At 57.9% G+C, this 26512-nt stretch carries 22 protein-coding genes; 11 read left to right on the top strand and 11 right to left on the bottom strand.

All coding sequences use genetic code 11. From position 1 onward, the window contains the following. Window position 1 precedes the first annotated feature (1 nt). The 4 genes from GYH35_RS13470 to GYH35_RS13455 all read right to left on the bottom strand — a co-directional run bounded on the left by GYH35_RS13470 (window position 2) and on the right by GYH35_RS13455 (window position 8001). Window positions 2-358 (bottom strand): cupin domain-containing protein, encoded by a 357-nt coding sequence (locus tag GYH35_RS13470; protein WP_161828692.1) that lies wholly within the window; start codon window positions 356-358, stop codon window positions 2-4. Continuing rightward, entirely contained in the window at window positions 355-2583 is a 2229-nt protein-coding gene (locus tag GYH35_RS13465; protein ID WP_161828691.1) for a heparinase II/III domain-containing protein, read from the bottom strand. The genes GYH35_RS13470 and GYH35_RS13465 overlap by 4 nt, the downstream gene beginning before the upstream one ends. Beyond that, entirely contained in the window at window positions 2580-4850 is a 2271-nt protein-coding gene (locus tag GYH35_RS13460; protein ID WP_161828690.1) for a polysaccharide lyase 6 family protein, read from the bottom strand. The genes GYH35_RS13465 and GYH35_RS13460 overlap by 4 nt, the downstream gene beginning before the upstream one ends. 178 nt (window positions 4851-5028) lie before the next feature. Further along, window positions 5029-8001: a TonB-dependent receptor gene (locus GYH35_RS13455; RefSeq protein ID WP_407700208.1), complete on the bottom strand. Its 2973-nt coding sequence runs from the start codon at window positions 7999-8001 to the stop codon at window positions 5029-5031. Between the two features lie 247 nt (window positions 8002-8248). On the opposite strand from GYH35_RS13455, the gene GYH35_RS13450 reads away from it, so the two are divergent. The 3 genes from GYH35_RS13450 to GYH35_RS13440 all read left to right on the top strand — a co-directional run bounded on the left by GYH35_RS13450 (window position 8249) and on the right by GYH35_RS13440 (window position 11446). Further along, window positions 8249-9001 (top strand): FadR/GntR family transcriptional regulator, encoded by a 753-nt coding sequence (locus GYH35_RS13450; RefSeq protein ID WP_161828688.1) that lies wholly within the window; start codon window positions 8249-8251, stop codon window positions 8999-9001. A gap of 151 nt (window positions 9002-9152) precedes the next feature. Further along, window positions 9153-9425 (top strand): sodium-dependent bicarbonate transport family permease, encoded by a 273-nt coding sequence (locus GYH35_RS35135; protein ID WP_268894935.1) that lies wholly within the window; start codon window positions 9153-9155, stop codon window positions 9423-9425. A 908-nt stretch (window positions 9426-10333) separates the two neighbouring features. Next, window positions 10334-11446 carry a tyrosine-type recombinase/integrase gene (locus GYH35_RS13440; RefSeq protein WP_161828686.1) on the top strand — a complete coding sequence of 371 codons (1113 nt, stop codon included), beginning with the start codon at window positions 10334-10336 and terminating at the stop codon, window positions 11444-11446. On the opposite strand, the gene GYH35_RS13435 is transcribed toward GYH35_RS13440, so the two are convergent. The 4 genes from GYH35_RS13435 to GYH35_RS13420 all read right to left on the bottom strand — a co-directional run bounded on the left by GYH35_RS13435 (window position 11443) and on the right by GYH35_RS13420 (window position 13145). Next, on the bottom strand, window positions 11443-11673 hold the full coding sequence (locus GYH35_RS13435) for a pyocin activator PrtN family protein (protein ID WP_161828685.1): 231 nt from the start codon (window positions 11671-11673) through the stop codon (window positions 11443-11445). The two genes, GYH35_RS13440 and GYH35_RS13435, sit on opposite strands and share 4 nt — an antisense overlap. 186 nt (window positions 11674-11859) lie before the next feature. Beyond that, window positions 11860-12393 carry a plasmid mobilization protein gene (locus tag GYH35_RS35430; protein ID WP_407700207.1) on the bottom strand — a complete coding sequence of 178 codons (534 nt, stop codon included), beginning with the start codon at window positions 12391-12393 and terminating at the stop codon, window positions 11860-11862. Window positions 12394-12477: 84 nt separating this feature from the next. Further along, window positions 12478-12816, bottom strand: a complete 339-nt coding sequence (locus GYH35_RS13425; protein WP_268894940.1) for a helix-turn-helix domain-containing protein — start codon at window positions 12814-12816, stop codon at window positions 12478-12480. An 80-nt stretch (window positions 12817-12896) separates the two neighbouring features. Beyond that, the gene (locus tag GYH35_RS13420; RefSeq protein ID WP_161828682.1) at window positions 12897-13145 is read right to left on the bottom strand and encodes a hypothetical protein; all 249 of its coding nucleotides are present in this window, start codon (window positions 13143-13145) and stop codon (window positions 12897-12899) included. Window positions 13146-13418: 273 nt separating this feature from the next. Here GYH35_RS13420 and GYH35_RS13415 point away from each other — a divergent pair, with 273 nt between their 5' ends. The 5 genes from GYH35_RS13415 to GYH35_RS13395 all read left to right on the top strand — a co-directional run bounded on the left by GYH35_RS13415 (window position 13419) and on the right by GYH35_RS13395 (window position 20444). After that, complete coding sequence (locus GYH35_RS13415; RefSeq protein WP_161828681.1) at window positions 13419-13742, top strand: hypothetical protein; 324 nt, start codon at window positions 13419-13421, stop codon at window positions 13740-13742. A 798-nt stretch (window positions 13743-14540) separates the two neighbouring features. After that, on the top strand, window positions 14541-15461 hold the full coding sequence (locus GYH35_RS13410) for an ABC-three component system protein (RefSeq protein ID WP_161828680.1): 921 nt from the start codon (window positions 14541-14543) through the stop codon (window positions 15459-15461). After that, window positions 15458-15709: an ABC-three component system middle component 6 gene (locus GYH35_RS13405; RefSeq protein ID WP_161828679.1), complete on the top strand. Its 252-nt coding sequence runs from the start codon at window positions 15458-15460 to the stop codon at window positions 15707-15709. The genes GYH35_RS13410 and GYH35_RS13405 overlap by 4 nt, the downstream gene beginning before the upstream one ends. Next, window positions 15706-17427: an ABC-three component system protein gene (locus GYH35_RS13400; RefSeq protein WP_161828678.1), complete on the top strand. Its 1722-nt coding sequence runs from the start codon at window positions 15706-15708 to the stop codon at window positions 17425-17427. The genes GYH35_RS13405 and GYH35_RS13400 overlap by 4 nt, the downstream gene beginning before the upstream one ends. Window positions 17428-18758: 1331 nt before the next feature. Next, on the top strand, window positions 18759-20444 hold the full coding sequence (locus GYH35_RS13395) for a hypothetical protein (RefSeq protein WP_161828677.1): 1686 nt from the start codon (window positions 18759-18761) through the stop codon (window positions 20442-20444). 149 nt (window positions 20445-20593) lie between these two features. Here the strand turns inward: GYH35_RS13395 and GYH35_RS13390 are convergent, their stop codons facing one another. Further along, window positions 20594-21760, bottom strand: a complete 1167-nt coding sequence (locus tag GYH35_RS13390) for an HNH endonuclease (RefSeq protein WP_161828676.1) — start codon at window positions 21758-21760, stop codon at window positions 20594-20596. Beyond that, complete coding sequence (locus GYH35_RS13385; protein ID WP_161828675.1) at window positions 21760-22041, bottom strand: hypothetical protein; 282 nt, start codon at window positions 22039-22041, stop codon at window positions 21760-21762. Before GYH35_RS13385 ends, GYH35_RS13390 begins: the two co-directional genes overlap by 1 nt. Before the next feature lie 862 nt (window positions 22042-22903). Between GYH35_RS13385 and GYH35_RS13380 the strand changes: the two genes are divergently transcribed. Together GYH35_RS13380 and GYH35_RS13375 are read left to right on the top strand one after the other, a co-directional pair. Beyond that, a complete protein-coding gene (locus tag GYH35_RS13380; RefSeq protein ID WP_161828674.1) occupies window positions 22904-23284 on the top strand; it encodes a helix-turn-helix domain-containing protein in 381 nt (126 codons plus the stop codon). Next, window positions 23281-23508, top strand: coding sequence for a type II toxin-antitoxin system ParD family antitoxin (locus GYH35_RS13375; protein ID WP_161828673.1), 228 nt, complete (start codon window positions 23281-23283; stop codon window positions 23506-23508). The genes GYH35_RS13380 and GYH35_RS13375 overlap by 4 nt, the downstream gene beginning before the upstream one ends. 353 nt (window positions 23509-23861) lie before the next feature. On the opposite strand, the gene GYH35_RS13370 is transcribed toward GYH35_RS13375, so the two are convergent. Beyond that, entirely contained in the window at window positions 23862-26120 is a 2259-nt protein-coding gene (locus tag GYH35_RS13370; RefSeq protein WP_202624297.1) for a heavy metal translocating P-type ATPase, read from the bottom strand. 180 nt (window positions 26121-26300) lie between these two features. Between GYH35_RS13370 and GYH35_RS13365 the strand changes: the two genes are divergently transcribed. Beyond that, the gene (locus GYH35_RS13365; RefSeq protein WP_161828671.1) at window positions 26301-26495 is read left to right on the top strand and encodes a heavy-metal-associated domain-containing protein; all 195 of its coding nucleotides are present in this window, start codon (window positions 26301-26303) and stop codon (window positions 26493-26495) included. Window positions 26496-26512 lie beyond the last annotated feature (17 nt).

The raw sequence follows: 26512 nt of genomic DNA, 5'->3' as shown, positions 1-26512 counted from the left end.
CTCACGAGGAGGCGGAAAGGAAATCCGCCCGCAGCGGGCTGAAGCAGTCGATCAGCACGCCTGCTTCGACGCACTTGGCCCCATGCTGGGTGTCCGAGGGGATGTAGACACAATCGCCGGCGCCGACTTCCACCACGTCATTTCCGACCTGGAACTGGAATCGACCCGACTCCACATACGTCACCTGGCTGTGCGGGTGTGCGTGCAAGCTTCCGACCGCGCCCAGCTGAAACCACACGCGGCAAAGCATCAGCTCCGGACAGTAGCCCAGCATCTGTCGCTCGACTCCGGCATCCACCGCGACGCGGTCCGTCTGAGCGCCAACTACGAAGTGCTGGCTTGCTGTTGCGCTCGTCATTCTGTTGCTTGCCTCATGTTCGCCGATTCCTCAGCCCTTGAACGATTCGCTGGCCGTAGCACGACGCGCCCCACTGCCCCGGTCCACCGGATGTTCTCGTCGCCAACGATGACCTCATGGGTGCGGTTCGCGTCCGGGTCGTGCGCCATGGCAGCAGCGACGCGGCGGCCGGCCAACGTCTCTATGATCAGGATGTCTGCATCATTTCGACTTTCCAGCGACAGAGTCCGAATCTGGCTGTCGCTAGCGCTGGCCTGTTCGAGCTCTGGATCGTAGTTGCCGTGAGTCTCGAGAATTCCAGCAAAGACTGTGTCGCTGGACTCGATGAGTCGATGGATCAGCATCGGCTGCCGGCGAAGATTGAATGAGGGATCGTTAGCGCCGCTCTCGCCGAGAATCAGCTGTGATCCCGGCTGCGGAACCCAGCGCCACGTGTAGAAGCGCTCACCCAGTTGCCATGTCAGGAAGGCATCCGCTGCGGTCGGCGCCCCTTCCGCATCCACCCAGATGTGCTGGTAGCCGTTGTCGCTGCCGAGCACAGGACGATTGGCGGAGTAGGACTTCGAATTCGGTCCGACGCGCATCAGGTGACCCTGATAGTGCAATGGCAGCTCGTAGCGATGCGATCGAGACGAATGGGTCCGCACGAGGTCAGCGACGACAGGCGCATCCAGGCCCTCGATCGTGACCATCGCCAGCACTCGCGTGAAGGTCACGCCTGCATATGCGTTATCCATCTGCGCAACGCTGAAAGAGAGATCGGAGGAGTCGCCATACGCCAGTTGCCGAGGCGCGTGCTCGTCTGCCACATGCGCATCTGCGTTGAAATGGCTGACGCCATCGACTACCAAAGTATTGTGTGCAACGGTCTGCTTGGCCCAGGATTCGTTCTCGGGCAGGTAACGCCCGCCATCCTTAGCCTCGATATTCAGGAAACGTGCGGCACCGTAGTCCGTGAGGATCTCCGCTGCGTTGTCGAAGTATTGCCAGCTGAGCTTGTCGAAGTGACCGTGACCCATTCCCTGTGACGTGTTTTTCGCCACAAGCGCTTGGCCTCGCTCCGAGTCACCTCTACGTAGCACTACGACAGCGCCGTCCTTGCCTTCCGGACCATCTCCAAGCAGCAACGATCGGAACGGAAAGTCCCTGCTCAAGCCGCGAGCCACATCGAGGGCGACGAGCCTTCCGGCATCCGACAGCGCGACGCGCCTCTGCCATTGTGCAATCGACAGCAGTGCAGGGTCGCGCGTTTGTGTGTAGCCGATCGCCACGCCCTGATAGAGCTCCTCCGTGTTCAGGGACTTGTCCTTGATCGCATCGTTGAAGGCGAAGAAGTGGCCGGCGTACGTCAGCTGTATGGTGGTGTACAGAGCCTTCAGCAGGATCCCGTCGCGCCGTTCGAATATTTTTCTATCCGGCTCATTGCGTTCGATGGCATCTGCAAACAAAAGGAATGGCAGAAGCGCATAACGCTGATAATAAGGTCCCTCCGTGTAATACCCGTCCGGGGAGAAAAGCTGGTCCATCTGGCGCAGGAACCCCGACCGACCATCGAGCTTCGATCCGAGCAGCGCACGCTGCACGAGGTTTTCATCGCCAAGCACGTAGCCGGTCATGCCGACGCCGGCCGTGGACCAGGTGGCGTGATTGTGGATCCGGTCGAACGTGGCCACCGACTCTTCGGACAAGAAGCGCGCAGCGCTGCGAAACAGATCCTCATCGATCCGCCGCCGCTCAGCGTCCTTGAGTTCCGCACGAATTTCCGCGTAGCCCTGGATGGCATGCACCAGCCACACGGCATCATTCAGGTTCTGCCAGAACAACCGCCCATACTGCTGGTTCGAGCGCGCTGGATGCGGTCCCAGCCGGGGATAGAGATCCGCATAGGCCAGTAGCAAGTTACGGACGAAATCCGCGTAAGCCTGCTCGCCAGTCAGTTTGTACAGGCGACCTGCTTCGTAGATCGCACGATAGTTGCGCTTGTGCTGTTCGTGGGTGTACCCCCCGCCAGGATCCTTCGGCACGGGAACATTGATACCTTCGCGCATCATGTCGGCGACGAAGGCCTTCGATCGCGCGACCTCGGCGGCAAACAGAGGCGCCGCGGGCTCGCTCAGGCCTGCGCCCGCGCTGAGTTCCGCACTCGCTGTTGCAGCGAGAGAGAGAGCGGCGGCTACCGCAGCGATCACGCACGCCAGGATCGTGCGCCACGCGAATCGTTTCACGGACCGCTCCCATCGAATGTGTTTTGTTGCATCGTGACCCGCACCGGACCTTTGGCGATGCTTTCCGTCAGGATCGGACGTGGTGTGTTCTTGAAAGTGTTGCCAGAGATGAGGGTCGCCGGATTGCCCGTGGTCTGCACAACACGCAACGGTGCGGATCCTTCAAATACGGACCGCTCGATCAACGCATGCTGCACGCCGTGCAGCGCGAGCGTCGCCGCTTCACCACGCCGCTCGGCATGACCACAGCGAACGACCCGGTTATCCTCGAATAGCAGGTGCGGACCGAACGTGCTCTCGTCCGTACCGCCTCGATACAGGGAGACGATGGCATTCCCGACGTTCGTGAACTCCGACTTCCTGATGGTGACGTAGTCTGCGTTGTATCTCCCCAGGTCGTCCGTCTCGGCGTCGGCCGCGACCACCGCGCCCGTGATGTCACGGAAGCGGCTGTTCGCAATGGTGATCCGATCCGCCAGCGAGCCCTTACCGAGAGTGATGACGTCGAATGCCTTGTTGACACTCAGTCCACGTACGTCGACTTTGTCGAGCTCGATCTCGAAGCCTGCGGGCATTGGTTTAGTGGACGTGCGAATCACCGCATTGCCCACGGCGTCCGGCGCTTCACTGCCGTCGATCTCGACCTGCACCAGGCGAAGATTTCCACCGACGCCCATTTCGAACAGCGATGGACGACTGAAACGGATGACGCTGCGGCGAGCCGCACTCGCCCCTTCAATGGAAATCGATTTGTTCACCACCAAAGTCCGATCGACCCGATAGCTGCCCTCCGCGAGCAGCAGTCGGTCGCCCTCTTTCGCGCGGCCGATCGCTTCGCCGAGGGTGTTTTCTCCGAGCGGCACCTGTATCGACGAGCCACCGCCGAAGGTGCTGGCACGCTTGGGTTTGGGGTACCAGGGAGCACCGACGTCATCGATTGACGCCAGCTTGAGATTCCGGGGCGCGCCTACGTCGGCCAGTGCGGGGTCAACGGCATACAACAGGCCGTTATTCGCCCTCGTGGTGGCCACCGACTGCTCGGTCACACCCTGCATGTCGGCAAGCGGCGGATGCGCAACGATTCTGTTTCCAGAGAACGCGATGCCGGAGATGCTCGACTCAATCAGGATGCGACTGCCGAGCCCGTCGAACAGGAAAAGATTATTCCTGAGCTTGCTGCCAACCGGCGCTGCCGAGCGTTCCGCATCCGCACCCGTACCCAGGCTCATTCGCGCACTGTCGACGATCGTATTGTTTTCGATCAGGGCGTTCTGTACCTGCACGTAGCGGTGGATGGGAGAGTTCGGGACACCATTCATGATGGCCAGGGCGCTAGCGAATCCATCGCCTGCAACTCCCTCCAGGTAATTGCCCCGCACTGTCTGGTTCCGATTGATCACGCGGATTCCGCCGGTATGCTCCACCCCCTTCCCGAGGAATACGTTGCGATCAACGAGGTTTCCGTCGCCATGGCGCAAAGTCAGTGAACCGCGAGACTCGAGGAAGAGATTGCCACGCACGATGTTTGCGCCCGATTTGATCGAGATGATTTCCACCTCGCCATCGCAGCGATCGAACACGTTGTTCTCGATCACGCTCTTGGAGTCGTACATCGAATAGGCGCTGGTGCCGACGCGAATGGTCTCGCCGCCATTCGATCCGAGTACTGGACGCGGGCCGAAGTAGTTGTGATCGATCCTATGCCCATTTTCTCGACTGCCCTCCTCATCGAGAAGCACCGCGAGCGTGACTCCGGCGTTGGTCTTGCCGATCAGGCTGCTGTGATCGAAGCGGTTGCGCTTGCCGCTCAGCGCCACCCAGTAGTCGGTTTGCAGCCGGTCGGGTTGGTTGAAACGATCGATCACGACCTGAGTCACCCGTGAGTCGGTCGCCAGGTCCGTCTTCGAAGTCCGGAAGGAGATCACCTCGCCGGTGGGCGAATAACCATCCTTGAACACCAGCCCGCTCACGACAATGTTCGAACCCGAAACTCTCAGGTTGGACTGTCCGGTAATGATGACCTGGCCCGCCGTCTCGGCAGTCAGGCTGATCGGATCGTCAGATGTTCCGCGTCCTGCAAACACCATCTCGAAATCACGCCATTCCCCGTTGGCCAGGATCACCCTGTCGCCCGGCTTCAGATCGGCCGTCGCTCTGGAGTACTCCTCCTGATCGTGAACCAGGATGGTAGCGCCCGCCTCGGCGGCACCTGCGGGCACGCAAAGCGCTCCAGCGACCAGGAACAACAGAATCGGCATGCGAGCCATTCGGAGCATCTTTGCTTTACACCCTGTTCGGTTCTATTCGAGCGGTGCTGCTCGCGACCAACGCAAATTCCCAGGCGACGGCACCACGTCAAGTTGTCGCCTGGAACTTGGATAGTGTCGTGGAGCGAGACCCCGGCATCGAGCCGGGAGCCCGAGCGGACACCATCGATGTCACGACCTAATACCGGTAGCTGGCACCAATGGTGATTCGACGATCAGTAATTCCCTGGAAGCACAGCAGCGCACCATCATTGACGCAATAGGTAGGCGCGTCTTCCTTCGTCAGGTTGATGGCTTCCAGTCCGACGTCGAAATGATCATTTACTGCGTAATTGATGCTGGCATTGACCTGCGATCGAGCAGCCTGAACATGATCGAAACCAAACAGTGCGGCACCAGAGCTCGCGTAGTCCGTGGTCCGGTAATCCGACCGCCACGTGTAGCGCACTCGGGAGGAGATGCCATACTTTTCGTAGTACAACGTGATGTTGTAGGCATCCTCGGAGAGGTCGGGAAGCGTGGCGCGTTGACTGGCGTCAGGGAATCCAAGCGAAGTAAAGATTTGATCAGCACGACTCGATGGATACTGGAAGGTATCGCCGCCGGAAAATTCCTGATGCGTGTAATTAGTGATGAAACCAAACCCGGACGCCCAGCCCAGCTTGTCTTCGAAGCCCGAGAGATCGTACTGGAAGGCGAATTCAACGCCCTCCTGCGTCGTGCTGCCAGCACCGTTGACGATCGTCGCAGCCGGCACACACATGCCGAGTCTGCCGACTTCCGAGGGAGGCGCGTAGGTATTGCGGACCGCGATCGGGTTGTAGATACCGCCGGCCTCGCAAGGCGCCGTGAGGTCGCGATATCCATTCCCGTCCACTGGCGAATCAATCGTTCGAGTAACGAACAAATTGTCGCGACGCTTGTGGAAGACACCCAGACTCACGACGCTGGAGGGCGAGAAATACCATTCGGCGGACAGATCGAACGAGGTCACCTCTTCGGGTTGCAACGCCGGATTGCCTACCGCGACGGCTGCGTTTTCGCTGCTGGAGAATGCCACCGAGGTTGACAGGTCGTTGAAATCAGGGCGACGGATGTCTTTTCCCCAGCCAGTACGGATGATCAGGTCGTCTCGTACGTTCGCGACCAGGTTGAGTCGCGGCAGCAGGAAATCGTAGTCACCCGTCTCTGTTCTCGGCGTCACCACCGGCGCACCGCCCACGGTGGTGATTGAATTTCCCAGGGACTTGATGTCGGTCTGCAGGTAGCGAAGCCCGAGGTTGCCTCGGAAGATCCCAACGCTGAAATTCGCTTGCGCATACATCGCATGCGTCTTCTCAGAAATGTCGAAGTACGAGGCCGCGGTGGACGTTGGCGTGCCGATAAGCGCTTGGTTCCTGCCATTGGCCGCGTTGTTGGCGGCAATGGCTGCATTCAGGCCATTCACCATGCCTTGAATATCGCTGAATGCCATCGCTGGATTGAGTTGCAAAAAATCGGCCACATAAAGCGATCGACCATCGCCGTCGTTGTAATTGTCGGGGCCGGCGGTGAGCACACCGGAGAACATGTCGCCCGTCGGCGAGTCCGCCAGGGATCCGATGGAAAAGTTTGAGCTTCGGACATCGCTGAGACTCGAGCTCTCGTTGTAACGATAGCCGAGGCCGATCGAGGTAATGCCGGCACGTTCCAGGCGGTAAGAAAAATCTGTCCGAAACGCGTCTTCACTGTTCTCGGTCTTGCTCGCCGTTTGATCGAATTGCGCCAGGACATAGTTCGCGGGATCCAGCAGCATCTCGACCGTTGGCGTCGTCGGCAGTCCTTGCGCAATCCCGAATGCCAGCGCACCGCCCGTTAGATCGAATTGGACCGGCACTCCATTGTCGATTCTGGACCCCCTTGCCGAATTCGGATTGATGAAGTTCAGAGTAGATGTGATCCCGGGGAAGTCCGAATCCGAGGATGCGGAGGAGAGTTCGACGGTCACTGAATATCTGTCACGCTCCCACTCGCCGCCCAACCGCAAGACATCGCTGTCCGTCACGCGGGACGCCGTGTCGGTCGAGGTGCGCATGTTCGGATCCAGGTTGCCGGTTTGCTGCGGATAAAGAATGCCGCGGTTGACCGCCTGAATGGTGCCGATATTCTGCCGGCCGATTTCGCTGTCGAGTGTTCCGAAATCGATCGTTTCAAACCCGGTGTACGATCCGGTGCCAATCACGCTGTTCACGCCCGACAGCTGCACCCGGTACCCCTCCTGCCTGCGCTCCTGCCGGTTGATGACCGCATCGAAGGCAAACTTCAATTCGTCGTTCGGCGCCCATTCGAGCGAACCCGCGAGGTTTTTCGTCTTGTATCGGAAGTTGTCGTAGTCCTGGTTCAGGAATTGGACCGCCAGAAAATCGAACGGTACGTTGTCACCTGCGGCGGTGGAATTGACGTTCTGCGTCGTCGATGACAACACATCGCGATCCGCGCGAGGACGGAATGCGGTTACATTCGATTCTGCGTAACTGCCACTGATCACAGCTCCGATTTGCCCGATGCCTGTGGACCAGTTGTCGCCCCACGCGCCTGAAGCCCTCGGTGTCGGATCGCTGTCGGCCGCAAGGTCGCTCTTCTCCCCCTGGACACGGATCGACCCCAATGTCTCGCGCAGCTCGAGCGGACGTATGGTCTTCAGGTTGATCGTCCCACCCACCGACCCTTCGATCGTCTTCGCTTCCGGTGCTTTGACCACTTCCACCGCGGAGATGATCGCCGAGGAAACATCGTCGAAGTTGATACCGCTGCGCCCTGCACCGGAGCCCACCGTGGAGACCCCATTTATCTCAATGCGGTTTGCGTTCGTGCCTCGGATCTGCACGCCGGTTCCGACGCCGGCGGCACGGGTAATCTGAACGCCAGTGACGTTCTCCAGAACTTCCGCCAGATTCTGATCCGGCAGTTTTCCGATGTCTTCGGCCATGATCACTTCGATCAGGTTGTCCGCCGCCTGCTTTTCCTCGAGCGCAGTCGCAAGCGAACTTCGGATGCCGGTGACGACCACTTCCTCCAAGGCCGTGTTGCCTTCCTGACCCTGCCCGAAGCAGGCCACTGTCACAGTCAATCCAGACGCAAATAACGCCAGCTTCGCAGTACCCCGGTCGATGATCACGGTCGTTCCCCCTTGGAATGAACGGTCTTATGAGTGCGTTGTAACCGGGAAGGTGAGCCAGATATGCACCTGATGTCAACCACTTTCTTCAATTTGGTATCTACAAGTGGTAGGACCACTTTTCAACAAGGATTCTCTCGCAGAGCCGCTGACTCACGAGAAATGCTTGAAATCCAGAGGATTCCTGTCAACTATTCTGCTATACCAGAGGCTCGGCGATTCTTACTGAACCGGACGCGACATGGCTCACGACAAACGGATCTATCATTCGGTTGCGAATCAGATCATGCAGCTGATCACCAGCGGAGCATTCCCGCCCGGCAGCAAACTGCCGGGCGAGCGAGAGCTCGCAGAGAAATTCGATGTAAGTCGTGTTGCAGTGAGGGAGGCGGAGATCGCACTTCAGGCGCTTGGTCACCTCAGCATCAAGTCAGGCTCCGGTGTCCGGGTACTCAGCACAACCGCGCGCGAAGAATCATCGCTTCCACAAGTCAGCCCCTTCGAGCTGACCGAAGCCCGCTTGTTGTTCGAGTCCGAAGCGGCCGCGTTAGCGGCGCGTCACATCGATGAGGAAACCCTGGCGCGACTGGAGGAGTTGGTCCAGCGCATGTCCAGCAAGAATCCGTCCGACGAAGAAGATTCACAGCTTGCCGATCGAGAGTTCCACCTGACTATTGCCACCGCCTCGGGTAACGCCGCGGTTCGCTATGTCATCGAAACTCTGTGGAAGCTGAGGACTCAAATTCCCGAGATCCGCCAGGTCCATGCAGCTATTTGCGCTGAGGAAGATGCCAGGGATCGCGGCACCGAACATGCTGAGATTCTCGAGGCATTGAAGAACCGGAATCCGGACAAGGCGCGCGGCGCGATGCAAAACCATTTCAGGCGACTGCTCGGTTCAATGATCGACGTAACTGAAGAGCAAGCGCTCAGGAAGCTTCGCCACCAAGCAACTCGAAGCCGCGAACGGTACCTGCAGTCATCAAGCGGCTGATTGGAGTCGGGCTTTCCGTTCATTCATTGCGCGCGTCGCCGGACCGTTACATCTCCGGTCGGAGCTACGGTTTGCAAGGGGCCTCAGGACAGCGTCAGCGAGCAAGTGCTCGCGAGTAACGGCCGCGCGTGCGATATGCTTTGCGCTCCCGATGCCCGGCGGTGGGCGGATTCCTCGGCACGTTGGTTGCGACACTCGCCGGATTTTCTTCTGGCGGCATCTTCGTGATAGGGGCTGTTGCGGTTCAGCCTCCTTCATCAACGCGCCTCCTCTCGTGCGAGTTTCGCTTCCCACCGCCGATCCGTCGATCTATCTCGCCTGTGGGCTCGGCGTCACATTCCCGGTATTGCTGCTGGTAGGCTTGCCGCTGATTGCGCAGTTGGTATTGCTTTGGGAACGACTACTCGAGCCTGGCGGCAGATAAGGGCAGTGATGCCTGCAAGTGATCCACGCCCGCTCATTCGGCGCCGCGACCGACAGCAACGGCGAGGTCACACCTCTGAGCCGTCGCACGGCGAGTTGGTCGACGAATTGAAGGTGTTGGTGGTATGGATGCCCACCGGAGCCGTCTGGATGGATCGGTGCACGCTGGGCTACACGAAGCGGAGCGAGAAGTCGTCGCCGCTCTGCCTCTTGTAGGTCCGACCGAGTTGATCCATCGGCTATTGAAAAGGAACATCCTTCCTGGATGCGCACTCAGGACGAGGCGCGTCATGTTCGAGCTTTTGCCTTCCAGTCAGCCTTCTCGACGACGACGCGCCAAGTGCGTTCTGGTTCCGGAGGCGGCCCTGATACGATCGCGTCGGGATGACCGCCGCAAATACTGATCTTTACCAGATGCACTCCGCGATACAGAAAACCGAGATCGATACACGAGCCTTCGTCTTCTTCGGCTGATCCCCCGCTTTGATGTTCCCTCGATGCAACTCCGGAAGGGAGAGCCCGCTTCGCAGCCCGGAGCGTCGCGACCGGTCGCATCTCGTCGCATGGTGTCGCGAAAAAGTCTGGGGTACAGTGTTGATGTGTGATGCGAATTTTTTTGTTTTCTGTTGGCCTTTCGCGTTGTCCCCAAATTGTCCCCGCCGCTTTCTTCGACGTCGTAAGCGAATGTTTCTACTCAACTAACGCGAACTACCGATCCCATCCATCATTGGAGCTACACTCACCTTCCGAGCCCTTGAGAGGCTGGAAATCTCGTTCGAAATGCCTATTTTTCCAGTGGTTTCCATTCGCGGCGTTAGTGCGGATTTTCTGCGGATTCGGGGGAGTATTTGAGTTGCCGGGGCGACAAAAAGGCGACATAAACGCTTGTCGCCCCGAGGTAAGCCTACCATGCCCTATATCAAGTTGAGAAAGCAGGCCGACGGCTCTGTGCGCTATACGGCAATTGTCCGGATCAGACGCAGCGGGAAGATGCTTCACCAAGAAGCCAAAACCTTCACGCACCGAACGGCTGCCGAACGCTGGGCCAAGCATCGCGAGGTCGCCCTGGAGAACCCCACCGCCCTCGCCCGCGCGCAGCAGCCTTCGACCAAGTTGAGCAAGCTGATCCGGTGGTACATAGACAGCTTTGAGCACATCTCGAAGTGGCAGCGGAGCAAGCAATCGCAACTCCTATTTCTTGAGAAGCACCCGATCGGTGATGTAGACGCCATATTTCTGGAATCCGCAACGCTCGTCGATCACGTCCGCTCGCGTCGGGCGAAAGGTGCCGGTCCGATGACGATCTCAAACGATCTCACGTGGATCGGCGTGGTGCTCCGAGCCGCAAAGAGCGTCAAAGGATTGCCTGTTCACCCTGAAGTCGTCGATGACGCGCGGACCGCATGCCGCGAACTGCGGCTGATTGGCAAGAGTCGGCGTCGTGAACGCCGGCCGACGCCACAAGAGTTGGTAAAGCTCGACGACTACTTCAGCCGCCGAGACGGGCGTGCACGGGTTCCCATGAGAGATATCATCTGGTTCGCGATTCACTCTGCCCGGCGAGAATCGGAAATCTGCCGCATCGAGTGGGCCGACAATGACCAGCGCGGACGCACGGGGCTTGTGCGCGACGCCAAACATCCGAGACACAAGGAAGGCAACCATCGTCGATTCAAGCTCACAGCCGAAGCCTGGGCGATTGTTGTGCGCCAACCCAAGAATAGCGAATACATCTTCCCCTACGATCCCAGAAGCGTTTCTGCGGCCTTTACGCGAGCCTGCCACGTCCTTGGCATCAAGGATTTGCGTTTCCACGACCTGCGCCACGAGGCGACTAGTCGCCTGTTCGAGCGCGGCTACCAAATCCATGAAGTCGCCCAATTCACTCTTCACGAGTCATGGAATGAGCTCAAGCGATACACCAATCTCCGGCCCGAGAAGGTGCGCGAGATTCCACAGCCCGCCTCTAATGCCGATCACCTGACCGAAGACGTGCCAGGAACGAACCCATGTGCGGCCTAACCGGCCTTCTGCCGCTGACGATCAATCAGTTCAGCAAGGTCCACAGCGCTAATCAGCCACGGTGACTTCTGCCCGCCCAGCCGAAAGGCTCTGCACGGAAGTAGCTTGGACGGTGCTCGGCGGCGCGCCTCTTGATAGCTAAGTCCGAAGTACTTCGGTGCGACCTTGTCGAGAGGAATATTCGCCTCGCCGAACTCGGCAAGAAGCCCAAAGTATGTGTTGCTCATCGGAACATCCCCGAATCCTTCGGTCGTGCATTGACGATGCGAATATCGGAACGGATAAGCAAGCGGCGAATTTAGCGTCTCTGATGAAAAACAACCGCCAGTTCGCCGGTCAACGAGCAATCGTCTGCAACGTTCAGTTGCGTGCTGTCGCACCGAGTCGCAGATTGTCGCGGTAACCAATCCAATTTACTGGTGCCCCTCCCAACTGCGCAGATTGGCGTCGACCAGCTGTCGGACGTGATCTCTTAATGCCTCGCATGCTCGCAACAGCGCGCGGAGATCCGCACGGCTCGGTCCTAGCACGGGGCCTCCTTCGTTCGCATGTCGGGCGATCTGGTTGAGATTGCGACCGATGGCCGATAGCTCACCGATGGCCTGGTTGAGCAATGCCCGCTCATCCCTGAGCAGTGGGATTACGCCACGGAGGTGGCTTCTCATTACCACCGAAACATACGTCGCGGCGGGTATTCCGCGTGCGCCGGCTCGGGCGCTCAGCAATGCCCGATCGTCGGGAAGCAATCGAATCATCAGCCTCGCCTGCCGAGGTTCCTCATCCTTGCCCTCGACGCACTGGGGAATCGCACCAGACGACTGAAGAGTCGTCTCTATCAAACGCCTGAGCCAGGCCGACTCCGTGAGCTGCTGCTGACGCGCAATCGCTTCAACGACTTTGTGAGTCGTCTCGGGCACACGTGTACGAAGGATGCGCGTGTTCTTCATGGCCACGAATGTGGCCCATGAGCAACCGAAAGGCTATCCTGCCTTTCTATCGCCTTTGTTTAAAAAAGCCCCGTCGGCGCGCTGTCAGTAACCCCTGCCCGCTCCGTTGACTACCTCCAGCACGTCGATGATCCGAACGACAAAGCGTTGCTGCGTTTTCGAGAGGGCTTGCAGCCGCTCTGCGTTGCGCATCGCTCTTGGAGAGAGCCGCCCTTTCCTGGTCCGCACAGCGGCGAAGCCGAATAGCTGATCCATCGACAGCCCGAACAACCTTGCGACCCGCTCCAGGACGAGAGCTGAGACCCGCCTGTCTCCCAGTTCATAGGCAAACACCGCCTGCTGAGATACCCCGAGCGCCCGGGCGAATTCGGCTTGCGTCATGCCTCGTGCCTTTCGTAACTGCGCGATACGCTTCCCGAACACAGCGAAATAAACCCGGCTGTCTTTCTTGATCTGCGACCCAGACGATGTGGCTTGCGCGCCGCTCACTTTTGCACACTGCGTTATGACACCGGACCACCGGTATCAGCGCCATCCGATGCTTGGTTTGGCGCCGGGCCGCACTCGCCCGACTTGAAGCGCTTCATGATCTTCTCGAGCTGGTCCACGGACTCCTCGATCAACCGCGCGATCAACTTGGCTACGTCGGCATGCATTGTCGCGTCGTCGTCATCGGCATAAAGCAAGACGTCGTACAGGCATCTGGCCATCCCGCAGACCTGGTTGAGGTTGGCGCGCTCGGCTTCGATCAATTCTTCGAGAGAGTGTCCGCTGGGAAGCGGTTCATAGGATTGCCTCCGCTCCATAAGCTGTTACCTCCTGTGGAGCGGCGAGGCACACAGCCGTTCGATGACGCCTGTATCACCGATCACCCGCCCGCACAGAGCCGCTCGGCCGAAGCTACAGCTGCATACCCCGACCGCCTGCCCCACTCCCGGAGCTGCTGCCGGATGCGGCTCGACTCGCTTCTTCTCAGTCAGTAAACTCCCGAGTCGATGCGCAGGCGTGCCACAGACGACGCCGACATGCGCCTTTATCTGTCGAGGTTTCTGCAGGCGGTAGACGAGACCGGCTGGCCACGCCACAGCGCGAAACTCCTGTTTTACATCGCTGGGCAGCCGGACGGACGGATCCCTTACAGCAAAGCCCTTCTGGATCTCAGTCTCAATGAGGGACAGTTGGAGCGAGCCATCGCGGCGCTGACCGCCGCGAAATTGATCGTTCGCGCGGACAATCATGAGAACGCCCGCGCAGTCGACCTGCAAGTAACGCCGACGGGCGAGGACGTGATCGGTAAATTAAACGACCTCGCCGATGGCAGAAAGTCGATCTCCGAAAAACGAAGATAATAGATAGACATCTCTCATCTCCGAAACTCGAAGATGAAGCGAATATAGCCCCTCCTCCGCGCGGAGCGCAAGCCATTCTTCGCATAGGCGGCGCACTCTCGCTCGCCGCTCGACACCAGTGCTCAGCAGTGCTAGCGCGTAGTCACGCTGAAGGCGAGAGCAGCTGGTTCAGACCCCGGCATGATCGCCAGCCTGCACCACCATCACGGATGGCATCTCTGCTCGGTGGCCTGAGATCTGACGCTTGTTCGCCACTCCAAACGGACGCCCCGCAGTCCGCCGCAGAGAGAGACCCGTTGATGTCGACATAGGCCGCCTGCAGTGCTGGAGACTTTGAACCTGATGAGGAGTGTTCTGTAAGTCCGGCTCTGAGGCGGCGGCGTGCCACTGTGGCCTGCATTCGCTCCGCAACGTACCTTCTGGACATGTGAAGCGCGCAGGCACGTCGAGTGGAGCGCCCAGGGCCAAAGCCGCACGATCATGAGGACGGACGCAGCCCGCGTGCCCGCCAGCAGCATGGTCCGCATGGCTGATCGTTGGTGTAAGAACGCATGAATCCATGCCGCAAGTGGGCCAGAATATACGCTACAATTTACCGAGTCCGTGTCGAATACCAATGCCACTCGTGCCTGTATAAGTCGCAGATTCGAATGCCATCCGGATGCTGCTCTCCGACATCGCAACTGATAACGTGCTTCCATTCGACGTCGATTCGTGCGCATTCCCGATTCGGATATCAAAGTGTCATGAGGTCATGCTCAGAGAACTCTAACAACAGCCAGTAGCGACATTGAACTCATGGATCGAATACAGCAGCTCAATTACGAGAAAGATTTCCGCATCGCTTTCTTGGAATCCAAGGGGGACGGTTTTCAACGCCTGTTCGAAAAGCTGATGTCGAAGGCCCACCCCAACGATTTCATGGCTTGCCGTCCCTGGGGCAATGTTGGGGATCGGAAGAACGATGGATACTTATCTTCCGCGCGGATCCTGTTCCAGAGTTACGCCCCCAATGAACTGAGTGCTGCCGAAGCCACCAAGAAGATCAACGAGGATTTTGAGGGCGGCAAAGAGTACTGGGAGGAATACGTTGATGAATGGACCTTCGTCCACAACGCGCCCGATGGTCGCTTGGGACCGCACATCATCGAAGCGCTCGCCAAACTCAGGAAAAATAACCCGACGATTAAAATCAGCCACTGCGGATATGAGGAGATGCTGGCGAAATTCCGCCAGTTGAGTTTGTCCGATCTTGAATCTTGGTTCGGCCCCTCATTGACGATGGAAGCAAACGTCAATCTGGGTTACAGCGACTTGGAGGCCGTTCTGACTCACATCCGCATCACGCCCCCACCTGCGACGAGTGTCGTGAAGGACGTTTCACGCGGGAAGATCGAGGCAAACCTTCTGTCGCAGGCGGTTGCTGATTTCTTGAAGATCGGCATGCAGAAATCGCCGCTTGTCGCACAGTTCTTCAACAGCTGGAAGAACCCCACCTACGGCGAGCAAATCGCTGTAGCGTTCAAGAACAAATATACATTGCTGAGGGACTCGACACCTAGAATTCATCCCGACGAGATTTTCGGCCGACTCGAAGTCTGGGCAGGAGGAATGGCGAATACTACACCTACGCACAAGGCGGCGGTCCTGGCTGTCATGGCGTACCTGTTCGACAAGTGCGAAATATTCGAAGATGCTCAGGCGGTGGAACGAGCATGATCCTGCCATCAAAGCATCTTCCACAGGACCGCGCTCTGCTCACAGTCGGGGCCCATATATTGACCTTTCTCGGCCGCCCCAAAACCGTGTCAGCACTATGGGAGGAACTGAACAAGCTTGACGACCGCCCGGCCGCCACGACGCCTCGGCGAATCACCTACGACTGGTTTTTGCTCGCACTTGATCTTCTGTATTCTCTTGGAACCATTGAACTCAACAACGGTTTGGTGGCGCGGAGGACAGCTTGATTCACCACATTTTCAGCACGCTGCCAAGTTTCAAGAATCTCAGGAATCTGAAGTCAGGCCTGAATGTTCTTTTGGCGCAAAAGACCGAGGGTGCGTCCAGCAAGCAAACGCGCAATCGCGCTGGTAAAACCAGCTTCGTTGAACTCATCCATTTCTTGACAGGCGCTGAGGCCGGTCCGGAGTCCATTTTCCGAACACAGGAGTTAAGCGAGTATCTCTTTGGCATGGACTTCGATTTGAAAGGTAGACGAACCGTCGTTGAACGCAGTGGTAACAGCAAAGCCAAGATTTTCGTAACAGCCCCACCAGCTGCGAAAGCCAAGTTCTCACCAACCGAGTGGTGTGCGTTTCTCGGCGAGCAAATGTTCGGATTGAGCAGCCTTGAAGCTGCCGGCACCAAGCCGCCCTCGTTCCGGTCGCTGTTCGCCTATTTTGTGCGGCGTCAGGCGAGTGGCGCCTTCATGACGCCGGAGAAGCAGGCCGCGATGCAGGGAACGGGTGACATGCAAATGGCGCTTATGTTCCTACTAGGATTGGACTGGCAAATCGCGCGAGATTGGCAAGGTGTTCGCGATCGTGAAAAGACTCTGGAAGAACTGAAGAAGGCGGCCGGATCTGGGGCATTCGGCTCAATCATCGGAAAGGCATCAGACTTGCGCACGCAGCTAACTCTGCAAGAAGCTCGGCTCAAAAAACTCGCTGCAGAAATCGAGACCTTCCAGGTGCTGCCGGAATACCGAGAGCTGGAAGTTGAAAGCTCCATGCTGACACGACAAATCAACGAGTTGGCCAATACCAACACCATCGACTTCTCGGCTATCCGCGATCTAGAAGGAGCGCTAGCCTCCGAAGTTCCCCCTGATCTCGAAGACCTCCAAGCCGTCTATCAAGAAGCCGGCGTCGCGCTTCCCGGCTTGGTGAAGCGCCGCTATGAGGACGTGAAGAGCTTTCATGAATCGGTGGTCCGCAATCGAAGGGACTACCTATCTAGCGAACTCGAAGCAGCGAAACTGCGTATCGAAGTGCGGGACCGGAAAAAGGCGCAGCTTGACCAGCGGCGCGCTGAGATCCTTGGCATTCTGAGAAGCCATGGCGCACTCGAACAATTCCTAAAGCTACAAGGAGAACTTGGGCGACTGGAGTCCGAAGTTGAATCGCTGCGCCAACGCTTCGAAGCCGCCGAGCAGCTTGAAGGCACAAAGAACGAATTGGAGATCGAGCGCAACCGCCTTACGATCCGCCTGCGGCGTGACTTCGCCGAGCAGAAAGACCGACTAGCCGAAGCTATCGTCGCGTTCGAGGAAACCTCACAACGTCTGTATGAGTCAGCCGGCAGTATGACTGTCGATGAAACGTCCAACGGCCCGATGTTCAAGTTCCCGATGCAGGGCGAACGTAGTAAGGGCATCAAGAACATGCAGATCTTCTGCTTCGACATGATGCTCATGCGTTTGTGCGTCAAGCGTCAGATCGGACCGGGCTTTCTGATCCACGACAGTCATCTGTTTGACGGTGTTGATGGACGTCAAGTCATCAGTGCGCTGCGCCTTGGCGCGGAGATATCCAACGAACTTGGCTTCCAGTACATCGTGACGATGAACGAAGATGATGCGTTCAAGGAGGCCATTGAGGGCTTCGATCTCAACGACTACGTGCTTCCTACACGCTTGACTGACGCCACAGAGGATGGAGGACTCTTCGGCATTCGATTTGGTTAAACAAAATGCACACTTCAGACGATACCGAAAACATGAAGTCAGGCAAGTGGAAAAGCCAACTCATATCCTCCAGCCTTCCTCTGGAATTTGAAGTGGCGAAGCTTCTTGTGGCAAAGGGATTTTCGACTACTTCCGATTTCTCATACTCGCGATCCGATGCAAACGCCGTAAAAGATTTCTCAGTTGATCTCCGTGCCACCTACTTTACGAGGTCACAGAGACGCAGCCCCATGTGTGAACTCAAGCTTCTAGTGGAGTGCAAACAAAGGCATAGCTCCAACTGGCTGTTCCTACCGGACCCAAACACCGACGACTTTCTGCCAACAAGCTGGGGGCATACCGTCCGGGTAATCGATCAGTTCTCGCCATGGTTCTGTGACTCAGCCCACTCCGCTTTGGACGGAGGGGCGATTCCGGTTTGCTACAAAGCCACTGAAATCACTGAAAGAGACAGATCATATGATGCCGAGATTAGACATGGACTATTTCAGCTTCAATGGGCAGTTCCAAGGCTTATAGTAGAATCCATACGAGAGTCCGCACACTCCAAACACGATGATCGCTCTCCGTTTTTCTTTACTGCTGTCTTAGTCACTAACGCGAATCTGTTCGTCGCCCATCGAAACATAAGCACAAGAAAGATTGAGCAAGCGACCTCTGTCCGAGACCTAGGCAAACCGGTGCCGATGCTGGTCTACTACTTGGACCCAGGCCCTGAATTTGACAGGCACTGCAAACTTGAATGCGATTCCGTTGAGCACCTTTCCAAGAGGTTCGCGGATACAGAGAAGGAGAGGATTCGAAATAGCGACTACATCACTGACTTACCTTCGAGCGTCATCTCAACATTGATGCGGAACGGCGACACCGTGCCATCGCCATTCTCTCACTTCTTAATCTGCAACATCGCTGCGCTCCCACACCTCATCAACGAACTCAAGAAAATTGCTAACCGTCACGCTACAAACCTGCGGCCGCAGCGACGACGGCATCGAAATCGGCGTCGGTTATCGGCATAGGTATCGATTCGCTTAACGCGCGATGTATAGATCGCTTGTCCAGTTTCGCATAAAGATAATGGTTTAAGACTCGGGGCAACTACTGCCGACTTAATTAACCGGCGTTTCTCTTGCTGAGATTAGGGAGCGACTACCGCTGCCAGTTCGCCGATATTCCATCACCGAGAACCAAACATGACTCAGCGCTCGATATCCGCCACCAACTACAGCGCTAAATCAGCTGTAGCTCTCGAAACAAGACAGCTTGCCGCCCCTCCTTCCGGTCAGCCACTTTACGGACATCAACATCAGCAATGTAATGTGGAGTGACAAATGAACAGAGAGCAAGCCCAACACGCACTTCAGCGCTTTGTCGCCGACGACGAATTCAGCGTCCTAGCGCTTTCAGGGAACTGGGGAATCGGAAAGACTCATCTGTGGATGGAGTTTACGAAAGGGAAACTGCCCGCCAAGTTTAACGGTGTCAGCTACGTCTCGCTATTCGGACTCGCGTCCATCGACGCCCTTCGCCTAAAGGCGACCGGCAACATAGTTCTTCGCAAGGATCGAAGCGAGATACTGCGTCGATACAAAGACCAAGCAAAAACATCGCTCATTCCTTACGACCTGGTGTCCTCAGGTATGAACAAGATTGCTCAAGTACTCGGATCTGGATGGATGGGACTTGCAACGGAGGCCGCCTACTGGTTTCTGCGCGACTCGCTTGTTTGCCTCGATGACATCGAACGCGCTGACGACGACCTTACGCCTGCGATGATCATGGGATTCGTTGATGAACTCAAAAGCAAAGGCTGCAAGATCGTGCTTGTCCTAAATCGCGAAAAGGCAAGGCAGGACGAATTGACTCGTTATTGGGAAAAGGTTGTCGATATCGACGTGAAGCTGAAACCTACAATTGCCGACAATGTTTCTATCGCCTTTGCCCCCTCCACGATAGAGGCGGCATACGGGCACTGGGCGAGACCTGTGTTCGAGGCCGTCGAAGCCGACAACATTCGTGTGCACAAGCGCGCCGCCTGGCTCACCCGACAGCTTGACAAACTGCTGACGGACTACCCTACTGAATTGCGGCGCTATGTCACAGAGCATGCCGCAGTACTTACTTGGGCTCTAATCGACCCTTCTGCCGCCATCCCACCGGCCATGATTCTGTCTTCGCAGTATGGATCCCTATACCTGACAATGATCAAAGAGGCCGGAAAGGAGCGGGAACTGACAGACGTCGAGAGGCGATGGGTCTCTGCAACTGAGCGCCTTGATTTCTCGCCGGCCAGCTTCGATCCGGTTCTGATTGATTTGATCACAACCGGGTGGTGTGACACAGATGCGCTCGCGGCGCTGCTAAGAGACCTTGCGACTGAGTTTCGCGTAAACTCGGCTCGTCGGCGCCTCCGTGAAACGTATCGTCTCTATCAGGAATCATTTGCACTCAACCGCAACGCATACGTAGCGACCCTCCGGGGCGTGCTCGCCGATGAGCTCAACCATCTTTCACTGTTCGAGTTCGATGGCGGGATCGATAGCCTGAAGCGAAATGGCGGGGATTTCGAGGATCTGGTCACACGATACATTTCAGACCGCGGGTCGCACTTGCAAGCCGTAGCCGAGGCTTCCGAGCAGAACACTCAGCCTATCAACGCACGCCTTGCAGCGGAAATTCTCCGGAGAGAACAACAATATGAGAGCACGCGGCACTCCATCGATTCCGTGGCAGAACATCTGATCTCTAGCGATGGCTGGTCTCCCACTCATATTCGATTTCTTCAAAATCAAACGTCAGATAAGTTCAAGAATTGGCTACTGTCTAATCCATCGAACTTAAGAGAGAAGATTACTGCGATCCTGGACTTCAGAAAGATGGATAACGAGTTTCACCGAAACGCAGCTAGTCCACTGGAGCAAGCACTTCGGGGACTCGCAGATGAGGACGAATTCCATCGCGAGCGAATTGAAAAGGTATATGAGATACAGTTGAACCCAGCTTCTTCAAAGATGTGAATACGAGGCGCCACGTCGGAGCACTCGCACAGGCGCGGTAAGGCAACTATCTGAGCCGCGCATCGATAGAAATGGGCAGAATACGAGAACTTACGTCACCCCGACCATGAGGGACCGACCGCAGCCGACCCTGGAAGAGATTCTTGAGCCTATGCATAGGCGCCAGCGGCAGCCTTCGCTCGCACTTCGGCGACCATTGCTTGCATGGCCTCCAACGACCGGCGCAGCCCTTTGCGGCGCGCCCGCTGGCGGATCGAGTTGAGAGGCATATTCAACGCATGTTGCAATGTCTCTAATGATCCGGAGGGATAGTCGCGAGCGAGGATCTCGTCCATTTCCGGCGTCCACCGCTTGCAGATGTAGCCACCGCGCTTCCCAACGCGCGCGGTGGGCGCAGCTGGTTTCGTTGGGTTCAAAATGAACTCGTCGCGCTTGCCCCGTATGACGAGCTTTGCTTTGTTTACGAGCTTTATTACTTGCTGGACCGGCTTCGGTGACCCGTGGAACGTCGCGAACATTGCCGCGCCGTGCTCTTCACGGGACATGAACGCATGTAGATTGCTCGGATCGAAATTACGTTTGTTGCCGTCTTTGAAGATGACTCGCGCATTCTTGGGGAGCTTCCGGCTGTTGGCCTGCTCCCACACCACGGCTTGTTTCGGGCGCCATTGCTCACCATGGAACTTACCTACGGTTGCGACTTTGATAAGAACAATGTTCGAGCGCGTGTCATGGACGCGCTCGGTCCCGATCGGCAGTGCGTTCAGCGAGTTGCGCGCCTTGATCGCAACGTGATCCTTGCGAAATTTGTGAATACGAGCCTGGCGAGTGATGGTGGCGAGAGCGACGCCCAAGTCCCGCGCGATATCCTTGCTGCGCTTCGTCGGGAAGTCTCTACGAAGTATCTCCGTCATCGCCGCCGTCCAGGTATTGCGGGGCTTTTTTGCGCGTGGCTTGCGCAGCGTTTTGGCCTCAGCACGGCGCACTGTCGACGCCAGCGGCTTGCACGCTAGGTTGTCCAGTGAGATGTTTGTTCTATTGCCATCGATGGCGAACACGGTGAACCCGTTAGGTATCACACCGTGCGCGCGTTCCCATGCAATGCGCATTTTTTGGCGCGCAGGTTTGCGCACGAGAAAGCCGCGTTCCTTAAGACGCATCACATCCGCACGGTTCATCGCCCAATAGCGGCCCTTGCCCGCTTTTGCCACCAGCTTTGCGCGAATCTGCTTTGTGTTGATGAGCTGATGCACCTTCGTGCTGCCGACTCGGAGCATCCGCATCGCCTCGGCGCGCTTGATATGCTGCGCGACCATCACTTTCCCCTCAAGAGCTTGGTGTGGGTGGGCAGGCACTTCGATGCAGTAGAGCTGTCCGAATCCGATTCGATCACAGAACCTGCAAGTTGGCTCGGTGTCGCCTCTCTCTCGTTAGACCAAGCCATGTCGATCATTTGGCTTTCGACAACGAGTAGCTTCGCGATCTTTTCTGCGCCGTTTGCGATTCGGTCGGCTTGGTCGCAGGTGATGGCTCCGGAGTGGACGTTATCCATCATCGCAATCAGGCGGTCGTAAACACCGTCCAGCTTATTAGCCATTTTCGGTTCCTTATAGTGACGATGGCACCGCCCAATTCAGCAGCGCCGAGACCGAGGTGAATTCGGTCGTTTGCATCAACTTGCGCGATTTGCAGGCCCCTCGGCGTTTCCATTGCTTACGTAGGCGGCGTACCGCGCTAAGGCGAATGGGTCGCGCAGAAGCGCCGTAACGGCGCACCCGTTCGCGTATCGACAGCTGCCTCTTCCGGTCGGCCTCGCGCTTCTCCTTGAAGGCCAGCACTTCGTCGCGATGGAAGCGCCATACCGTCGCTTGCGGCCGCACGGGCACTGCTTTCTTCTTAACGGGGCGCCGCGTGCGGGCCGCGATCTTTGGAACGTGCGTCCAGCCAGACAGCTGCGCGAGTCGTCGCTGCTCGGCTCGAAGCCAGGGGTGTGGCTTCTCTTCATCGCGCTGAACGCGGGGGAGCGACGGAGTCAGTACTAACAACCTTGCCATGGCCCCGCTTCTGCCAAGGGCGTATACGCGGGAAGTGCTGACATTCAGCATCTTCGCTGCCTGGCGCGCACTGACATACTGTTCTCTCTCGCTGGGCTTCAGTTCAATCGGAGGTGTCTTTGTGATACCTAGGAGTGACTGCGCCGGCGGTAGCGCAGTCCACTCCTGCTTCTTAGGTTGTTTGCAATTCCTCTCTAAGTTCCGCGATCGCATCCGTCGCCCCTCGGCTTGCTGCAGACGAGTCTATGTGGCGACTTACGACCCTTGACAGACAACAAGCTGTGGAAATGCAGTGGAAATTATGCTGCGACTGGTCAGCATCTTCCGAGGGGGTCAAATACAAACTTTGCCTTGGGCTTCCTCCGAGCATGAGGACTACGATAGGGTGAATGCGGAGACCCTGTAATGAAGACCACACTGATCGTCATCCAGAACGACACTGATCACGTCCGGGCCAAGGCGCTGATCGAGAAGCTGATGAACTCGATAGATCCGGCCGACCAAGCCCGGATGATGGCTCAGGCGTACCTGACCGAGGCGTATGAGCGCTCTCGATGGCCGCGACGTGCGCCGTCGCTGCCCGACCTTCTCACCTATTTGATGGACCAACACGGACTGTCGCGTGCCGACCTCATCCCGCTGTTGGGAAGGGCTAGCCGCGTGAGCGAGGTGTTGACCGGAAAACGCGAACTGAGCATGACCATGGTGAGAAAACTACGCGAGCGGTTTCACATTCCAGCGGACTTGCTCATCCCGCCGCTTAGGCCGTCAGTAGTCGCCGCATGAGCGCCGGCTTAGAAGCAAACCTGCCGGATGGGATCTCGCGGGAGCGCGAGCGCCCCTGCTCGGCCAGCGAAGTCATGCCGACCAGTCTCCGGCCGCTTGAGGAACATGAGCGAAAAGTCGCGGCGTTGCGCCAAGCATTGATCGAGGGCGAGCACAGCGGCGAGGTGGACGAGCTTGACATCAAGAAGATCAAAGCAAAGGCGCGGAAGCGGTCAAGCGGGTGATGTACAAACTCCCTCTAGGCTCCCTTTTTGGCGTTACTCACCGAGAAAGCCATCGCGCGCTCCAGGAAAATTCAGCGTGGCGACAAAAAGGCGACAAGCTTTTTTCGGTCGCTGTAAGTCGCTGACCGTGCTGCGACTTTATTCTTTGTAGATCCAATCCATCATCGGCGCCACGCTGACCCTGCGATCTAAGTCTTTCATTGGCAAGCGGAAATCTGGGGTGCCGGAGTTTAGCCAGGATTGGACCGGTAAGCACTGCCGATCATCGCGTCAAGCCGGAAGCCCTTAGTTTCGCGGTGCTTTCCCCAGGGAAGGTTAGCGCTGGCTCGGCGGCCTCGGTCCCTGTTCCATCATCATGGGCGCCGCAGCGGTGGTCGTTGCCGAAAGCCGCGCAACCGCAATGAGTTACCCAACACGAAGCTGCTCGACACCGCCATAGCACCTGCTGCGAATATCGGCGAAAGCAGTATTCCCCAGAATGGCCACAGGGCGCCCGCGGCGATCGGAATCAGTGCCACGTTGTACGCAAACGCCCAGAACAAGTTCTGATGAATGTTACGTATAGTCGCGCGCGAGAGTGCGATAGCAGTGGCCACGGTGTTCAGATGACCCGACATCAGCACCACGTCAGCAGCCTCGATGGCGACGTCGGTACCGGTACCGACTGCGATGCCGACATCCGCCTCGGCTAGCGCCGGCGCATCGTTGATGCCATCGCCGACGAAGACCAGTTGGCCGTGTTCCTTCTTGAACCTGCGAACGGCTTCGACTTTTCCGTCGGGAAGCACCTCGGCGATTACCTCATCAATACCCAGCCTACGAGCGATTGCATCGGCGGTACGCGAGTTGTCGCCGGTGATCATCGCGACTTTGAGGCCGAGTGCGTGAAGCGCGGCGATGGCGGCGGGCGTTGTCTCTTTGATCTGATCGGACACAGCAACGATGGCCGCGAGCCTTCCGCCTATCGCGGCATAGACCGGCGACTTGCCTTCGGCAGCGAGATTTTCGACCGTCTTCGCAAACACGCCGACGTCGTACCCCAATTCACGCATGTAGCGATCGGCACCAATCTGCACAGTCTCGCCATCCGCTTTGGCCGTCACGCCGAACCCTGTGACCGATTCGAAGCTGCTCACCACTGGTAACGCAGTACCTTCGGCTCTAGCCGCATCGACGATGGCACGACCGATCGGATGCTCCGACCTTTCCTCCACCGCCGCGATCTGGCCGAGCACACGATCGCGGTCGAAGCCGAGCAACACTTGCAGATCAGGAAGCGCAGGCCGACCTTCAGTCAGCGTGCCAGTCTTGTCGAGCGCGATGACCTTGGCGTCCTTCAGAAGCTGAAGAGCCTCACCTTTGCGAAACAGAATTCCCAGCTCTGCGCCGCGGCCGGTCCCAACCATGATCGAGGTTGGCGTGGCGAGCCCCATGGCGCACGGACACGCAATGATGAGCACCGCCACCGCGTTCACCAGAGCGAACGTGAGTGCCGGCGAGGGACCGAGCAACAACCAGGCGGCGAACGTGAAAGCGGCTACTGCCATCACGGCGGGGACAAACCACATCGTTACCTTATCGACGAGCGCCTGGATCGGTAGCTTGGCGGCCTGAGCCTGCTCAACCAGGCGGATGATCTGCGACAGCATCGTCCCCTCGCCCACAGCCGTCGCGCGGAAGACCAGCGCCCCTCGCTGGTTTACGGTGCCGCCGACCAACGTTGCGCCTGCCGCTTTGAGAACCGGGACCGGCTCACCCGTGAGCATCGACTCATCGACGAAGCTTTCGCCTTCGGTGACTATTCCATCGACGGGAACGCGCTCGCCCGGCCGCACGTCGACGATGTCGTCGGCGACAACCTCAGCAAGCGGCACTTCGACCGACCCGCCGGCACGACGGACCCACGCAGTCTTCGCTTGTAGTCCTACGAGACGCTTGATTGCCTCTGACGTGCGCCCCTTGGCGCGAGTTTCCAGATAGCGGCCAAGCAGGACCAATGCGACGATGATGGCCGCCGCCTCGTAATAAACACTCACAGTGCCAGGCGGTAACAACTCCGGGGCAAAGGTGGCGACCAGCGAATACGCGTAGGCGGCCATGGTTCCCATTGCAACCAGCGAGTTCATGTCGGGCGCGAAACGCGCGAGCGCCGGGATGCCCTTGCGGTAGAAGCGCAATCCCGGACCCACGAGGATGAGCGTTGTCAGCGCGAACTGGATGTACCAGTTCGTCTGCATGCCGATGGTACGGGCAATCAGCGTGTGGACGGCCGGTATGAGATGTGACCCCATCTCCAAGAGGAAGACCGGCACCGCGAGCAGTGTCGCGAGAATCAGATCGCGTTTCAGCCGGCGTTGCTCCTTCTGCTTGCGCTCTCCCGAAATCTCATCGGAGCTCGCGCTCGGCTGAAGTGGCCTTGTTTTATAGCCTGCGCCGGCGACGGCAGCGACGAGCGCCGCCTGATCTGCGGTACCACGTACCGTGGCGCGCTCGGTCGCAAGATTGACGCTCGCCGCGGCGACCCCACGCACCGCCTTCAGAGCGCGTTCGACGCGCCCGACGCACGACGCGCAAGTCATGCCCTCGATAAGCAAGCTGATGGTCGAAGCCATCGGTGCTGACAAATCTCCCGCCGCTGACATCTCTCGCTTCCTCGATCTTCGTGAACCGACCGAGGTGTTATGGGGCTTCCCATGGTGGCAAGGTCAACAGTCGAGGGGCGCTCTTGACCTTCCCACAGTGGCAACCTTCATGCTCCGTAGCACGTATCCCGAACTCCGAAGGAGAGTCACATGCAATTCCACATCCAAGACATGACCTGCGGCTCGTGCGTTCGCCACGTCAACGAGGCAATCGCAAAGGTCGATCCTGCCGCCAAGATCGAGGCCAACACAGCTTCGCGCAGGATTACCGTCACCACGACGGCGAGTCAGCAGCAGATCGAGAAAGCCCTCAGGGACGACGGCTATCCCGCGACCCTGATCTGATTCCGGCGAACACGATA

It is taken from the genome of Steroidobacter agaridevorans, assembly GCF_009932555.1.
GTDB classification, from domain to species: domain Bacteria; phylum Pseudomonadota; class Gammaproteobacteria; order Steroidobacterales; family Steroidobacteraceae; genus Steroidobacter; species Steroidobacter agaridevorans.
This window is presented reverse-complemented; position numbering and strand designations above follow the sequence as displayed.